At 46.7% G+C, this 15,509-nt stretch carries 11 protein-coding genes; 6 read left to right on the top strand and 5 right to left on the bottom strand.

Annotation, left to right across the window (positions count from 1 at the left end; translation table 11 throughout):
• Positions 1 to 51 precede the first annotated feature (51 nt).
• Both hxlA and RBB45_RS14870 read left to right on the top strand, forming a co-directional pair.
• Positions 52 to 687, top strand: a complete 636-nt coding sequence (gene hxlA / locus RBB45_RS14865; protein ID WP_306009834.1) for a 3-hexulose-6-phosphate synthase — start codon at positions 52 to 54, stop codon at positions 685 to 687.
• 355 nt (positions 688 to 1,042) lie between these two features.
• The gene (locus RBB45_RS14870; protein ID WP_306009835.1) at positions 1,043 to 3,298 is read left to right on the top strand and encodes an S-layer homology domain-containing protein; all 2,256 of its coding nucleotides are present in this window, start codon (positions 1,043 to 1,045) and stop codon (positions 3,296 to 3,298) included.
• Between the two features lie 215 nt (positions 3,299 to 3,513).
• Here RBB45_RS14870 and RBB45_RS14875 read toward each other — a convergent pair whose 3' ends face one another.
• From RBB45_RS14875 to RBB45_RS14895, 5 genes are all read right to left on the bottom strand, one after another.
• Positions 3,514 to 5,055 carry an AbgT family transporter gene (locus RBB45_RS14875; protein ID WP_009792905.1) on the bottom strand — a complete coding sequence of 514 codons (1,542 nt, stop codon included), beginning with the start codon at positions 5,053 to 5,055 and terminating at the stop codon, positions 3,514 to 3,516.
• Positions 5,052 to 6,488, bottom strand: a complete 1,437-nt coding sequence (locus tag RBB45_RS14880; protein WP_306009836.1) for a M20 family metallopeptidase — start codon at positions 6,486 to 6,488, stop codon at positions 5,052 to 5,054. The genes RBB45_RS14875 and RBB45_RS14880 overlap by 4 nt, the downstream gene beginning before the upstream one ends.
• A 36-nt stretch (positions 6,489 to 6,524) precedes the next feature.
• On the bottom strand, positions 6,525 to 7,772 hold the full coding sequence (locus RBB45_RS14885) for a M20 family metallo-hydrolase (RefSeq protein WP_306009837.1): 1,248 nt from the start codon (positions 7,770 to 7,772) through the stop codon (positions 6,525 to 6,527).
• Positions 7,765 to 9,063: an amidohydrolase gene (locus tag RBB45_RS14890; RefSeq protein ID WP_306009838.1), complete on the bottom strand. Its 1,299-nt coding sequence runs from the start codon at positions 9,061 to 9,063 to the stop codon at positions 7,765 to 7,767. Before RBB45_RS14890 ends, RBB45_RS14885 begins: the two co-directional genes overlap by 8 nt.
• 270 nt (positions 9,064 to 9,333) lie before the next feature.
• Positions 9,334 to 10,650 (bottom strand): hypothetical protein, encoded by a 1,317-nt coding sequence (locus RBB45_RS14895; RefSeq protein WP_306009839.1) that lies wholly within the window; start codon positions 10,648 to 10,650, stop codon positions 9,334 to 9,336.
• A gap of 348 nt (positions 10,651 to 10,998) precedes the next feature.
• Here RBB45_RS14895 and RBB45_RS14900 point away from each other — a divergent pair, with 348 nt between their 5' ends.
• The 4 genes from RBB45_RS14900 (at position 10,999) to RBB45_RS14915 (ending at position 15,316) form a co-directional block, all read left to right on the top strand.
• On the top strand, positions 10,999 to 12,021 hold the full coding sequence (locus RBB45_RS14900) for a LacI family DNA-binding transcriptional regulator (RefSeq protein WP_306009840.1): 1,023 nt from the start codon (positions 10,999 to 11,001) through the stop codon (positions 12,019 to 12,021).
• 176 nt (positions 12,022 to 12,197) lie between these two features.
• Positions 12,198 to 13,514: an ABC transporter substrate-binding protein gene (locus RBB45_RS14905; protein WP_306009841.1), complete on the top strand. Its 1,317-nt coding sequence runs from the start codon at positions 12,198 to 12,200 to the stop codon at positions 13,512 to 13,514.
• Between the two features lie 84 nt (positions 13,515 to 13,598).
• Positions 13,599 to 14,480: a carbohydrate ABC transporter permease gene (locus tag RBB45_RS14910; RefSeq protein WP_009792913.1), complete on the top strand. Its 882-nt coding sequence runs from the start codon at positions 13,599 to 13,601 to the stop codon at positions 14,478 to 14,480.
• Entirely contained in the window at positions 14,480 to 15,316 is an 837-nt protein-coding gene (locus RBB45_RS14915) for a carbohydrate ABC transporter permease (RefSeq protein WP_306009842.1), read from the top strand. The genes RBB45_RS14910 and RBB45_RS14915 overlap by 1 nt, the downstream gene beginning before the upstream one ends.
• Positions 15,317 to 15,509: the final 193 nt, after the last annotated feature.

A 15,509-nucleotide genomic window follows, 5' to 3' on the forward strand; every position in this document is an offset into this window, starting at 1 on the left:
ACTTAAATGTCCACAGGAGAATTCCTGTGGATTTTTAACGAAAGAGGGATAATGATGAAAGTACAGCTGGCTCTTGACCGCCTGACAAATGAGGAGTGCTTCCGCATCGTTAAGGAAGCTTATGAAAATATTGACTGGATTGAAATAGGGACAGGCGTGATTAAAGAATATGGCATGGACATCATCCGCAGCATGAAAAAGGAATTTCCTGAAAAAGTGCTTGTAGCCGATATGAAGACATGTGATGCAGGGAGGCACGAAGCTAATCAGGCTTTCGGGGCAGGAGCGGATATTGTCACCGTAATGGGCTTCTCGCATAATGGAACTATTAAGGAAACACTCGAAGCAGCAGAGGCACATGGAAAAAGAATCATGATTGATCTATTGGGCATACACGACTCTGCCAGAGCGAGGGAAATTCATCAGCTCGGAGCCCGCCTGTTCTGTCTCCATATTGGGAAAGACATGCAGAAGGAGGGGCAGCTGGCAGACCCGGCGTTATTTCAGGCGGCAGAAGGACTTGAGGATTCAGAGATTGCCATAGCAGGAGGAATCTCAGAAAAAACAATTGGTACATTGAAAAATAGTATTGTGGACATTGCCATTGTTGGAAGTGCCATTACGGGCAGTGAAAAGCCGGGGGCCAGCAGTCTTTCACTGAAAAGGCTGATAGGGGCCGATTTGTAAACTAGTATTAACCATTTTCAGTTCTTAGAATAGACTTGTGCTTTTAGCACAGGTCTATTTTTTAAATTCCTTAAATTATCGTATTCTCTGCTAAGCGTGTACGCATTTCCATTCCTCAATAAAGCTGTCCCCGGGAATGCAGCTGTCTTAGAAAATGCTTAATATTGCTGGCTATCTATGGATAGGGGAAATTGAATAGTCTACAGTTACACGTTGAGGGAGAATGCTGCTAGCTGGGTGTTCGACAAAATTCGGGAGGTGCCTGTCACCATGAAATAAATCCCATATTTTACAACAAGCTATTTTCCTCCAATTCCATTAAAATCTATCTGATAACCATGAAGGAGGAACGCACTTGCAGCGGGCATTTAAGATTATTTTAACTTTATTTCTCTTGTTGACTATTCCGGTGTCGATTGACCTTAAAAAGGCGGAGGGAAGTATATTATATCCAGACGTAACTGCCTTTCGTGATGAAATATTATTTTTATCAGACAGAGGAATTATCAACGGATATTCAAACGGTAAATTTGGGCCTCAGGATCCGATTAAACGGGTACAGGCCGTTCACATGATTATTAGGGAACTTGGCATCAAAACGGGAGATGCGCCAAACCCTAATTTTAAAGATGTTCCCCCGGGCAGTTCTGGATATGATGCGATTGCCAAAGCAAAACAGCTGGGCATCATTTCAGGTAAAAGCGCTGGGATTTTTGATCCCAATGGTACGCTGACAAGAGGCCAGATGGCGATTATTCTTGTTAACGCCTATAAGCTTAAAGGCACTTCCTATTCAAGCTTTAAAGATGTGCCGGCCACAGCAAGCATTTATCCATTTGTACAGTCTTTGGCAGCACACAATATCACCACAGGCTATCCGGATGGAACTTTCCGTCCGAATGAGACCATGGTCAGAGCGCACTTTGCAGCGTTCATGTCCCGCTTTTTAAATGAGGACTTTAAACCGTTCGACATGGCAAAAGCACCAGTTCGCAGTACAGAAGAAATTGCAAAGAATGAGCAGAGTGTTGTTGTTATTGAGTTATATGATGAAAATGATGAACTTGTTTCACAAGGAAGCGGATTTATTGTGGCCAACCAGCTTGTAGCCACAAACTTTCATGTGATCAGCGGCGGAACAAGGGCTGTTGCCATTACAGAAAGCGGCAAGGAATTTGAGCTGGAAGGGGTAGTTAAATACGATGATTATCTTGATTTAGCGATTCTGAAGCCAGCAGAGAGAATTGGTTTTCCTTCTTTGCCATTGGCGAGCTTTAGTTCAGCTGTTAAAGGTGAAAAAGCAGTAGCAATCGGCAGCCCGTTTGGTTTGAAAAATACAATTTCAGAAGGAATTGTGTCTGGAAAGCAAATCTTTGAGGATGAAATGGGCAGCCTAAAAGCCATACAAACAACTGCTCAAATTACTTTTGGAAGCTCAGGCGGCCCTCTTTTAAACATGAAGGGCTATGTACTTGGATTGAATTCCTTTGGATTTGAAGATATTAATTTTGCTATTTCTTCAGACTATGTGAATGAGTTTCTAAAAGATTATAAGAAGGCTGACTTTAAAAAAATCAGCACCGAGAAATTTTCTGCAATGCCTGTTTTAGACTTTGAGGAAGATGATGAATGGGAAGAGGATGAGGTAAAAGAAGAGCGTCCGGAACCAATCAATATGGAACCTCTTCAAGGCACAAAGCAAACATTGTCTGATATCTTCCTTGATGCTGTACATGACAGTGAACTGCCGGTTGTGTATGGAATAAACGAAGATGGCGCGCTGATCGCTGTTAATTATGAAACCAAATCCATTAAGCGGCTGCCATTCAGTTTGCCTGCTGAGAGTGTTTTTTATGCGAATGGAGAGCTTTATGTCACCCTGTTAAAAGGAGAACACAGCTCTTATTGGTGGAATGAAACACAAAACGGTGCAGTCGCAATTGTAGATCCCCAGACATTAAAGATTAAAAAGTACTTTGATATCAATGTGGACCCGTATGACATTGTTGCTGATGAAAACTATTTTTATGTTTCTTCAGGTTCCGGCCAGTGGACATACTTAAAAAGCTACAATAAAGAAACCGGTATAGAAGTGTCTTCAAAATCAATCCGCCAGCAAAGCGAGCTCTTTATGCACTCTGATAAAAAGAGAATATATGCGGTAAACTCAGATACCAGTCCGCGGGATATGGAAGTCTTCACTGTTGAAAATGGTATATTCACCGGAGGCTATGATTCTCCTTATCATGGTGATTATAATTTAGATACCTATATGACCATTTCTCCGGATGGCCGTTATCTGTTTAACCATGCTGGAACAGTATTCAGATCAACCAGTTTAAGAGAAACAAATATGAAGTATTTCACTGACCTGAGAACAGGCTTCAGTGATGTTGCCTTCAATCCTGAATTGACAGAGTTCTATTTAACAATAGGCGATAGAATCTATGTTTATGACTATGAGACCTTTACACTTCGCAAAACATACAGCATGAGTGGAGAAGGATATTTCCTCTTTAACCACAAAGGCAAACTGGTGGTTTTAGGAGAAGAAGTTTCTCAGAGTACAGGAATTTGGAAGACTTTTATTATGTCGGGCAACGTGAAATAGTGAAAAAATAATGAAGCCTTGTGGAAGAATATCCCACAAGGCTAGCTTTTAAGGTGGAAAACGCAGCTTGCTGAACCATCAACTTTGATATAATTGAATGGGAGCAGAACAAGAACTACGAATGATCCCAACGGACTTCTTATTGAGGAAAAGGCCCGCAGCTTGGCTGCGGGCCTTTTTCTGTTAATTCGTTTGCTGGTGCCAAGTAAGCTCTTTTACAACATCGGCCCAATCCCCGGCCCAAATGGAATGCCGAAGAAGTAGAATACCAGGATCAGGATGATCCAGGTGAGCAGGAAGCAGATGGAGTACGGGAGCATGAGGGCGATGAAGGTCCCGATCCCGGCTTTTTTATCGTACTTCTGCATGAATGATAAGGTGATGACCATGTATGGCATCAATGGTGTGACGATGTTTGTGGACGAGTCGGCGATCCTGTAGGCAACCTGGGTGAATGCAGGGTTGTAGCCCAGCTGCATGAACATTGGGATGAAGACAGGAGCCTCAAGCGCCCACTTGGCTGAACCTGATGTGATCAGGAAGTTCAGCAAGGCGGTAAAGATGATATATCCGATAATGAGTCCGATTCCGGTGAACTCGATGTCCTTCAGGAATTCGGCGCCGTTTACAGCTACCCATGTCGCGATATTGGACCAGCTGAAATAGGCAATGAATTGCGCGATGGCAAAAATCAGGACGATATAGCCTGCCATATCCTTCATGGATTCAGCCATGTACTTGGCAACATCTCCGCTTGATTTGATATTTCCGACTGTCATACCGTAGGCAACCCCGATCACAATAAAGAAGATTAGGGTAATAGGAACGATGCCGTCAATGAATGGAGACGGGACAATGGTTCCGCCTTCGCCGCGCAATGGGCTGTCAGGCAGGAAGAGAGTGACTAGGATGATGGCTAAATAAACTCCCCCGGCGATGACGGCATTGCGAAGGCCTTTGCCTGCTTTCGGGTGATCCTCTGTGACTGCTTCTTCGACGACATCACCTTTATATTTGCCAAGGCGAGGCTCGATGAACTTAGTGGTGACAAGGGCACCGACTACTGTAAGAAGGAAGACGGAAACAATATTGAAATAATAGTTATCAACAGGTGAAACGGTAAAACTGTCATCAATGATCCTTGCAGCTTCCGTGGAGATCCCTGCAAGCAATGTGTCTGTCCCGGTAATGACAAGGTTGGCTGTAAAACCGGCACCGGCTGCAGCATACCCGGCTGCGAGACCTGCGATCGGGTTGCGCCCAACCTTGTAGAAAACCATGGCGGCGAGCGGCGGAATCAGTACCATGGCCGCATCTGAGGCCAGGTTCCCCATGATTCCGACAAATACGACAGTATAAGTGATCAATACCGGCGGTGACTTCAGAATGGTTTTCCTGATGGCATAATCAAGCAAACCGACTTTCTCGGCCAAGCCGATACCAAGCATCATGGCCAGTACGAGGCCGAGCGGTGCGAAGCCTGTAAAGTTATCGAGCATCGAGCTAAGGATATACTGCAGACCTTCACCTGAAGCTAAGCTCTTGACGGGCAGCTCTTCCCCTGTTCCAGGGTGGACGACCGTAGCACCGAACGCTTTAAAAATGGCTGAAGCGACAATGACAAGAAGCGTCAGGACGACGAATAAAATAAATGGATCTGGCAGCTTATTGCCTATTTTTTCAATTCCGTTCAGGAATTTCTGAAAAATGCCTTCCTTCTTTTGTGGACTTGTTCCAGGCTGGTTTTCTAGTTTCATGAGGACCCCTCCGATAGCTTGGAAGGATTAACACCTTCCGGAATTGGACATGTATAGGGATTTCCGTCCCTGAATAAAGCAAATTCCTGCAGTACTTTTTCAAGCTCTTCTTTTTCCGTCAGCATACGTATGGCGGTCAATGCCATCGCCTCCGCTGCCCGCATCATGCCTTTATGTGCATAGCTGCTGATTCCCTGGGCGGTCATCTGCCAGGTATGCAGCGGCGTTCCGAGAGCAGAGGTCGAGGCCGTCAGTTGTGCAGTCGGGATGACCCAGCTGACATCTGATACATCGGTCGAGCCAGAAAGGACGCCGCCTGAAGGTTCATACGGCGATATCGTGTCTGCCAGATATTTGCCGGCAAATTCGCTGCCATCCCCGATATAGCCGAAGCCTTTTAAGATATCAATATAGCTTTCTTTTTCGCCTTCAGAGAGCGTGTCCCACAGCTGTTTCGCGTATGCTTCCTCCTGCTCGTCCGGCTTTTCGATCCCGGCTTCAAGCAGGCTTTCATGGAGGATGCGCTCAAGGCTGCGGTTAGGGATGTAATTGGAGCAGGCTTTATCAAACTCAATGGTCAGCTCGGTTTCGGTCATCAAAGCCGCACCTTCAGCAATTTTGCACACCCGTTTGTAGATATCGTCAACCTGCTTGACCTTCGGCGAGCGGATCAAATACAGAACCTCAGCATCCGCCTGGACCACATTCGGGGAAATGCCGCCCGTATTGGTGACCGCATAATGGATGCGCGCCTCCGGAATCACATGCTCGCGGAGGTAATTGACCCCGATATTCATAAGCTCGACTGCATCAAGTGCACTCCGCCCAAGATGAGGGGAGTTGGCCGCATGGGAGGAAAGCCCTTTGAAGCGGAAAAATACCTGATAGTTTGCAAGGCTCGATAAGCTCATGATGCTGTTGGCCGGTGACGGGTGCCAGGTAAGAGCAGCGTCCACTCCGTCAAAAACACCTTCCCTGACCATGAAGGTCTTGCCTGAACCGCCTTCTTCACCGGGACATCCGAAAAATTTAATGGTTCCCGGCAGATTGTTTTCTTCTAGATAGTTTTTTGCTGCACAGGCTGCTGCAAAAGCACCGGTGCCGAGCAGATTGTGGCCGCACCCGTGGCCGGCATTTTTTCCTGTCGGCTCCGGAGAGGATTTGCCGGGCTCCTGACCAAGGCCGGAAAGGGCATCAAATTCTCCGAGGAAGCCGATGACAGGCGAACCGCTGCCATAAGAGGCAACAAAGGCTGTTTCCATATTCCCGGCATTCCGTTCAACCTGGAATCCGGCTTTTTCACATTCCGCTGCGAGGAACTCAGCAGAATCATATTCTTCAAAGCGTGTTTCAGGATGATGGTAGATGTATTCGCTTATCTTTTCGAAAGTTTGTCTATTTTCAGATAAATACGTTTTTACGGGGGATGTCATCAGGTCACTCCTTTAAAATAAGTCAAATATCGGCTGTTATAAGGAAGCCTCTTTTTCTAGGAATCTTGTGATTACCCGGACGCCTTTGGCCATGTCTTCAATGGAGGCAAATTCATCTGGATGATGGGAGATGCCATCCTTGCATGGGATAAAAATCAATCCGGACGGCCATTTGGCTGCCATATTCATGACATCATGGCCTGCGCCGCTGTTCATGCTGTGGGCTTTCAGGCTGAGCTCTCCGCATATGCCGGTAAGTTTCTGCTGCATGCTGGGATCAAGCATGATGGAATCATTGTTGATTAGGGTTTCAACGTGGATTTCCACTCCGCTGTCTGCAGCGGCCTTTTGGCAAAAGTCCTTTATTTCTTCAGCAAAAGAACGTTTCAGCATGTCATCAACGCTGCGGATGTCAATGCCAAGCTCGATTTCTCCAGGGATAACGTTCATGCTGTTCGGTTTCAATTCAACGGTGCTGACTGTAGCGACGAGCGGCTGGATGCTTTCTTCACTTAACTGTGACGCCCTTTCATGCACAAAGGTGACGAGCGGGGCGATGGCGACGAATGCATCTTTTCGGTTATGCATTGGGGTCGTTCCGGTATGGCCGGCCATTCCTTTGACGTGAACCTTCAGCCGGACCGGGCAGGCGACGCCGTTTACAATCCCGATTTCTGCGCCATGCTCCTCAATATGGGTTCCCTGTTCGATATGCAGCTCCAAAAAGCAGGCAAGCTTCTCAGCAGGCAGTTCAGCTTCTTCGATCCTGGACCAGTCAAGCCCAAATTCCTCGGCAGCCTCTTTAACGGTGACACCATTGCGGTCAGTCATCCTGCCGGCTTCCCGGCTGTTGAGTTTCCCGGAAACGGCTTTGCTGCCGATGGTCGACAGGCCGAATCGCGCTGACTCTTCTGAGACAAAGCAGACGACTGCAATATCTCTCGCTGGCTGGAACCCTGAATCTTTCAGTGTTTTGATGGCGGCCAGGGCGCTGAGCACCCCGGCTGGACCGTCATATCCGCCGCCGTTCACAACTGTATCAAGATGGGAGCCGACGGCCACAGGAGGCAGGCTGCTGTCTGTTTTCCATATGGCCCACTGATTGCCGGCCGCATCCTGAAGGGTGTGGAGCCCGAGCTCCTCCGCCACTTTTCTGAAAGCAGCATGGGCCGCTTTTTCCTCGGCGGTGAAGCTGAGGCGGGTGAAGCCCTCCGGCTGGTCCATGCTAGAGACTGTATTCAGGATGGCTAGATTTTTTTCAAGCCAGCTGTGCAGGTCAGCCATTGGAGGAGCCGCCTTTGATGATGCTGGCGAATGTATCGACCGCTGCCGCGAGCACTCCTTCCTCATAATTAAACTGAGGATGATGGTGCGGGAAGTCAAGCTTAGTGCCAAACAGCATATAGGTGGCTTTACCGCCATGCTCCTGGACCTTGTTCATCATAAAGCTTGCATCCTCAGAGCCGGAGACAGGGACAGAGGGGATGACCTCTGTGACAAGCTCGCTTGAAGCACACCATTCCTGGATCTTCGGAATCAGCTCTTCGTCGCAGGTCATCACCTCGGTGACTCCTACAGGCTCGATTGTACAGGTGACATCATGCATATCGGCCGCCGCCTTGATGATCCGAAGGGCACTCTCTGCCATATAGTCACCTATAGCATGCGTTTCACCGCGCACTTCAATCTCCATATAGCTGTCCTCTGGAATGATATTGCGTCCGCTCCCGGCAGTCAGGCGCCCGACATTCACGCGGGTGACGCCGTCGAAATGGCGGGGGATTGCATATAAATTGTTGGCTGCAGTGGTTGCGGCAAGCAGAGCATTTTTGCCGAGCTCCGGATGCATGCCTGCGTGGGAGGAAACTCCCTTGAATGAAACATTGTACTTTGTTGATGCAAGGAATCCTGTCGTTGTTGCGGCGATGGTTCCGACCGGGTAGGAGTGGATCCCGATATGCCCGGAGTAGAAATAATCAACATCATCAAGCCAGCCCTTGGCCACCATTGCCCTTGCGCCGCGGCCGCCTTCTTCTGCCGGCTGGAAAAGAAGCGTGAATTTTCCCTTGAGTTCATTGGTATGCTCTGCAATATATTTCGCTGTGCCGAGGCCGATCGTTGCATGGCCGTCATGTCCGCAGGCATGCATTACATTAGGTTCGCCTGATGAGAATTCATGTTTGCATGGAAGGTGGGACTCATCGGCAGACTCAAGGATCGGCAGGGCATCGATATCGAAGCGGAATCCGATATGGTCTCCAGCTCTTCCTGTGTCCCATGTTGCCACTAGGCCGGTGTTGCCGCCTGACAACTTTTCAAGCCATTCTTTCTCGACTCCCCAAGCAGCTGCCTTTTCTTCGTGTGCATCCAGAGCTTCTTTTTTCGGCACGCCGAGGCGGGCATCTTCCTGCAGGGCATCCTTCCCGATATGGAGGGTAAAGCCCATCTTCTCGAGCTCCTTCCCGATCCGGTAGGTTGTGATATATTCCATAAAGCCCAATTCCGGCAGGCTATGAAGCGTCCTGCGCCATTCCACTAGCTGCGGAGTAAGATTTTTGACAAACTCGCTGGTCATATTTCAGCACTCCCTGTATGTAAAATTTTGGTTGTTTCCTAATTTAGAAAAGTTATAGAGACATTAAGTTGGTGCAATCATCAGAGTTTTTGTTTTCGGATAATTGCCGTTTATTTTCCTTAAAGGGGAGTATACTACAATATTTAGAAAATTGATACTTTGTAGAATAATTCACAAACAGGGTATGTAAAGATAGTGAGAAAATGGGCAGGGCAGGGCTTGAAAGCAAAATAAAAAGCAAGCCGGCAGAAGGCTCCTGCTGGCTTGCTATTAATTACCATTCAATAAAAGTTTATAAACCTTTCTCGGCCTGCCCTTTGACTGGCCAGTCTGGACTGATTTGCTTTCAGCGAGGCCGATAGTCTCCATCTCTGAAAGGATCCGCCGCGCATTCCGCTCAGTGCTCTCCAGCCAGCCTGCCACCTCCCGGGAATTCACTTCGGTTTTTTTATAAAAATTGGACAATGTCTGGATTTTCGAAAGCGCGACAGGAGAGATATTCGCTTTTTTCAGCGTGTCTGCCCAACCTTCGTCACTCCATTTTTTAGAATGAAAGGTAACCGAATCGCCGGACGGATGAAACTCTGTCAGCTCCTCATTTTCATCAACGAGAACGATTGCCGGCTTGGCCTTCTGGCGGGCGCTCCTGAGTGCATTTTGCACATTTTCCTCCGCCTGAAGGGCTGTGATTCCGTAGCCAAGGCCGATGCGGAGGCGGAACTGGGTCTGGGCATAGACCGTCTCAATCAGGTCGTAAAGATCCTTTTTATCAAGTTTGATTTCAACCTCGCCGCGCGTTGTGTAGATAAAGTAGAGGCCGTCCCCAATCTGCACATATGACCCGTTCACATGCTCTGCAAGCTCGATGAGAAGCTTCTTCATGGCAAGCTCCTTGTGCTTCCGTTCATAGGAATGAAAGAATTCTCCCTCATTATCAGGCTGGATGAGTTCAATTCCAAGAAGCGCCATTTGCGAACGCTGATACCAGGATGAGTGGCCGCGTTCTTTGAGAATTTTAAGCGCAAATTGAATCGATAGATGGGAAGGATACACACGATAGCAGGGAATATCCATTTCTTTGAGATAGTCATAGACTCCCCGCAGGCAGGTAAAAGCAGCCTCCGTCCGGCCCTCACGGTAAAGCTTAATATGAAACTCGGCCAGCTCCTCAACAGGGCGGAAATCCGGATAAGAAAAAGAATGGATCTCCAGGCTCTGCAGAGAAAAATAGCGCTTCGTCGTTTCCAGCTCCTCTTCCTGGATCGTATCCAGGCTGATGCTTTTGATCACCCTTTCCTTATCGAGATAAGACTCCAGCACCTTTCCAAGCAGGCTCGCGCCGTACAGGGGAGGATAGAAGCTGTTCTCCTCACAGATCAGCTCCTTTGATAAAGCATATGTATAAGGGACCTGACCGGAAAAAAACCACTGATCGATCCTTTGCTGGTTTTCCCCGATAATCCCGTCAATATCCTCCAGGCTCCCATAATAAAAAGGAACCAGCCGCAAATCTGAAAAAGACTCCGCCGAATCCATAATATGCCGGACCGAATCCTCAGGCCCAATAACCCCTAATGTAATCTCCATTCCATTCACCTATTTCCGCATCAGCTGTAATCTTCTGCCTATTATATACCAAAAATTCCGTGCCAGGTACCATCCGTGGACAAAAGGGGGTGAAGTGTCTTTTTGTGGTGCCAGGTACCATCCGTGGACAAAAAGGGGTGAAGTGTCTTTTCGTGGTGCCAGGTACGCTCCGTGGACAGATGGGGTGAAGTGTCCTTTTGTGGTACCAGGTACGCTCCGTGGACAGATAGGGTGGAAGTGTCTTTTCATGGTACCTGGCACCCAACAATAAGTATATTGACAAACCCGCTGTGTAATTATAGATTCAAAGTGATAAGAAAACGTTTTCCTGAAGGGTGAGAATAAACTATGAAATTAACTATAAAAGACATTGCAAAAATGGCAGGAGTCTCTGTTGCAACGGTCTCACGTGTAATTAATAAGAGCAAGCCTGTGAATGATGATATAAGGGAAAAAGTCGAGAAGGTCATCCGTGAAACCCAGTTCCGTCCCAATGCACTTGCAAGGGGGCTGATCAGCAAATCTACGAATTTAATAGGGGTCATCTTTCCGCAAATCAACTATACATCCGCCGAGCTCATCAACGGCATTGAAGATGTGGCTAACAGGAATGGCTACAATATTATCCTGAGCAACACCAGGCTCGATCCCGAAATGGAGCTGAAATCCCTTGAAATATTTAAAGAAAAGCAGGTGGATGGCATTATCCTGTCCGCCATCCATACGACCGAGCAGCATATAGATTGGATAAAAGCCAATAAGATCCCCATTGTAGTAGTCGGGCAGAAGGTAACTGGGCAAAACATCACCTGGGTAGATGTTGACAACTATACACCGATAACAGAAATGGTCAGGTATCTGGTACGCTGCGGCCATGAAAAAATCGGAATGATTCATGGTCCGCTGCACGATCAGTCAGCAGGCTATTCACGCTATAAGGGTTTTATTGATGAAATGAAACGCCTAGGTCTTCCTGTCAATCAGGATTTCATTGCTGAAAGCAACTTTTCCTCTGGGGAGGGGTATGAAGCGATGGTGACTTTGCTTAGAAAGAGGGATCTTCCGACCGCCATTCTTTGCGCATCCGACACGATTGCCATCGGCGCCAAAAATTGCGCAGAGGACCAGGGATACAGGGTTCCTGACGATATTTCAATTGCGGGGTTTGACGATATTGAATTGGCAACGCTTGTACGCCCGCAGCTGACAACGGTCAGGGTCGACTTTGAAGCTATGGGGTCCAAAGCAATGGAGGCTCTGCTTCAAAACATTGGCCAGCCCGGAACTGCGCCTCAAGAGCATTATATTGATTACCGGCTGAGCCTGAGGGACAGTGTCAAGAAAATGATGCAGGCAGATAGGGAATTGTGATTTTTTGCTGAAATTAATACTTTTAGGAAATCGTTTTCAAAAGTACTTGTCAAAATATTAATAACTTAATATAATCATAATTGTAAGAGCTAGGAAAACCTTTTCACAAATTCATGCAGAAGAGCTTAATGGTCTAATCTGCTAAAACTATTCTCAAACAGAGGGGAAGTAAAAAAATGTTCAATTTCTCTAAATCAGGAATGTTCAAAAAGACGGCCGCTGCCGGCATGGCAGCCGCATTAACCTTTTCTCTTGCAGCCTGCTCAGGCAATTCTTCTGAAGGAGATACAGGCTCAAAAGATGGGAAAGTAAACATTATTGTTACAAACGGCAAGGGTGAGATTGATGCCCAGTTTAAGCAGGCCGCAAAGGATTTTATGGCCGATCATAAGGACATCAATGTACAGGTTGAATCAGTGGCAGTCGGAGACGCATTGAACGTTTATGATAAGCTTTCCGCCTCTGGGAAAACGGTTACATTGGCAATGTTTTCTCCTTATGATGCCACTCATAAATATAAAGATGTAGGAATCGATATGTCTGATGAAAAATGGAATGAAGAAACAAGCGATGCCATTAAAGATGAAGAAGGAAATGTAATCGGTTTCCCGTTCGCCCTGGAAGGTATGGGACTTGTTTACAACCAGACAGTAGTTGAAGAAGCAGCAGGCGAAGGCTTTGATCCATTCTCAATCAATACACGCGACAAGCTGGCAGATCTATTGGATAAAATCAAGGAATCTGGTGTGAAGCAGCCAGTGGCTTATCAGACTGAAGCATGGTCAGTTGCGAACCATTACAGCTCTCTGTTTCTTAATCAGACAGAAGATCCAACGGAAACTTTGAAAGAAGTGCAAGCCGGAAAATTCGATTATAACAAGAATGAAGCCTGGAACGGCTATTATGACACATTGGATATGCTGATTACAGAGGATTACAATATGTTCGGTGCACGTCCGACTGGCCAATATTATGATGCTGCGCATGTAGCTGTCGGAAAAGGCGATTCTGCGATGCTTTTCAACGGAAACTGGGCTTTTGATTCTTTGAAAGCGCTTGAAGGTACAAACTTTGGATTCATGCCTGTCCCTGTCGACAACAATCCTGATAACCCGCTGAACAACAAGATTGCAGCCGGTCCTACTCAAGCATTTGTTGTGAACAAGAAGGCTTCTAAAGAAGAACAGGACGCTGCGAAAGAATTCTTGAATTGGCTGGTATACGATGAAGCAGGACAAGACTTTATCGTTAATAAATCTCAAATCATCTCAGCATTCAAAAACAATCCAAACAAAGTAACCAACCCGCTCGGCGTTGCCATCAGTGATGCACTTGCTGCCGGCAAGACAATGCCTTTCAGCACCAACTATATCAATACAGGGGATTGGACTACTATCCTTGGTCCTGAGGTTCAGAAATACATTGCGAATCAAAGCAAAAGAGAAGACCTTGCAAAAGCTTTTGAAACCTATTATAAGACCCACCAAGAATAATCCAGACTCAAGTGAAAACAAAAAAGCAGGCGGAGAGAACTTATCCTGCCTGCTTTTTTTACCTAACAGACAGGATGTGGAAGCATGAAGAAAAATAAAAAAATAGGTGATATCGGCAATTCGCTTTTATTCCTGGGCCCTGTTTTCCTTTTTTTCTGTATCACCGTACTGGTCCCATTTGGATACGGCCTTTTCCTCACTTTTAATACGATGCAGACTCCGGCTGATCCGGTGGTGTTTGCAGGCATGGCGAATTATCTGGAAGCTGTAAAAGATACGGAATTTTGGAAATCGCTTTGGCTGACACTTAAATTTGTCGTGGCAACCGTGTTTTTTGTCAACTTGTTCGGCTTCGGTCTGGCGTACCTGGTTACGTCCGGCTTGAAGATCCAGAATTCATTAAGGACAGCTTATTTTACGCCTAACCTGATCGGCGGACTGGTACTTGGTTATATATGGCAATTCATTTTCGTTCAGTCACTCCCTGCATTAGGCACCAAACTTGGCATAGATTGGCTTGAACTCGGGTGGCTCGGGGATCCGACCATGGCTTTCTGGTCGCTCGTCATCGTAACCATCTGGCAGACAGCCGGCTATATGATGATCATCTTCATCGCCGGATTGATCAGTGTTCCAAGAGAGTTGATTGAAGCAGCCAAAATCGATGGAGCCGGCCCGTTCAGAAGGCTTTTGAATGTTACGCTGCCTTTAATGGTTCCCTCATTCGTAGTGACCGGGTTCCTTTCTTTAAAAAATGCATTCATGGTGTATGACTTGAATTTTGCCCTCACAAATGGCGGCCCTTTTGGCAGCACGAAAATGGTCTCCATGCATGTTGTCAATAAAGCCTTTATTGAATCAAACTATGGAACAGGACAGGCTGAGGCCATTATCCTGTTTGTGATTGTAGCCGCTGTAACCGGTTTTCAAGTCTATACCAGCAAGAAAATGGAGGTCGAAGCATAATGGCCAGGCGAAAAATTGTCTCAAGCACCCTTCTCTACCTGCTGGCAATCATTGCTTTAGTCAGCTTTATTTTTCCTTTTGTGCTGCTCATCATCAACTCATTCAAAACCAATGGGGAAATCCTGACCAGTCCCTTTGCCCTTCCGGAAAACTGGAATTTCGCCCATTTTGCTGATGTAATCAACATGATGAACTTTGGTGTCACCTTCAGGAACTCGTTCATCGTTACCACCCTGAGCACACTGTTCATTGTCTTTTTCTCTGCCATGGCGGCGTACCATCTTGTGAGAAGGCCGACCAAGTTCAATAAATTCTTTTTCACCGTGCTGGTTGCATCAATGGTCATCCCGTTCCAGTCGCTCATGATCCCGCTGATTTATATCTATGGGGCGAAACTGCAGTTGATTGACGCGATTCCTATTCCGCTATTGATCATTTTCTACCTTGGGTTCGGCAGTGCGCTTTCCGTATTCATGTTCCATGGCTTTATCAAGTCGATCCCGATAGAAGTTGAAGAAGCAGCAAGAATTGATGGCTGTAATTCCCTGCAGATCTTCTTCCTGATTGTCCTTCCGATGCTGAAGCCTATCGCAGTTACGATTTCAATATTGAACGTGCTGTGGATCTGGAACGATTACCTGCTGCCGTCACTGGTGCTGAACAATGAATCTGTCTATACCATGCCGGTCCAGATGAAAGTATTCAACGGCACATATATGAATAACTGGGAACTGCTGATCCCGGCGATTTTATTAACCGTCATCCCGATTCTCATCATGTACATGATCGGCCAGCGTGCGATTATTAATGGCGTAATGCAGGGGTCTATTAAATAGGCTGGAGTCCGGCTAAGTGACATAAGGTTATATTTTTGGTAAAAAATGTAAAGCAGGGCGAATATCCCGGATTCTGGGGTGAATCCCCGCAATTTTAGGGAGAAAAAATAGAAAAACTGGCCGAATTATTGAAAAAGTGGGCTGAATCAGTGTTAAGCGGCGGCAATACCAGATAGTTTTTTTAAAAAAACGC

Source organism: Bacillus sp. MMSF_3328 (assembly GCF_030733525.1).
GTDB lineage: Bacteria > Bacillota > Bacilli > Bacillales > Cytobacillaceae > Bacillus_AB > Bacillus_AB infantis.

Excerpts from the sequence above, each read along its gene's own strand:
- RBB45_RS14895 (WP_306009839.1), bottom strand. The coding sequence starts at position 10,650 with ATGGAGATTACATTAGGGGTTATTGGGCCTGAGGATTCGGTCCGGCAT.
- RBB45_RS14905 (WP_306009841.1), top strand. The coding sequence starts at position 12,198 with ATGTTCAATTTCTCTAAATCAGGAATGTTCAAAAAGACGGCCGCTGCC.
- RBB45_RS14885 (WP_306009837.1), bottom strand. The coding sequence starts at position 7,772 with ATGGCTGACCTGCACAGCTGGCTTGAAAAAAATCTAGCCATCCTGAAT.
- RBB45_RS14880 (WP_306009836.1), bottom strand. The coding sequence starts at position 6,488 with ATGACATCCCCCGTAAAAACGTATTTATCTGAAAATAGACAAACTTTC.
- RBB45_RS14910 (WP_009792913.1), top strand. The coding sequence starts at position 13,599 with ATGAAGAAAAATAAAAAAATAGGTGATATCGGCAATTCGCTTTTATTC.
- hxlA (WP_306009834.1), top strand. The coding sequence starts at position 52 with ATGATGAAAGTACAGCTGGCTCTTGACCGCCTGACAAATGAGGAGTGC.
- RBB45_RS14875 (WP_009792905.1), bottom strand. The coding sequence starts at position 5,055 with ATGAAACTAGAAAACCAGCCTGGAACAAGTCCACAAAAGAAGGAAGGC.
- RBB45_RS14890 (WP_306009838.1), bottom strand. The coding sequence starts at position 9,063 with ATGACCAGCGAGTTTGTCAAAAATCTTACTCCGCAGCTAGTGGAATGG.
- RBB45_RS14900 (WP_306009840.1), top strand. The coding sequence starts at position 10,999 with ATGAAATTAACTATAAAAGACATTGCAAAAATGGCAGGAGTCTCTGTT.
- RBB45_RS14915 (WP_306009842.1), top strand. The coding sequence starts at position 14,480 with ATGGCCAGGCGAAAAATTGTCTCAAGCACCCTTCTCTACCTGCTGGCA.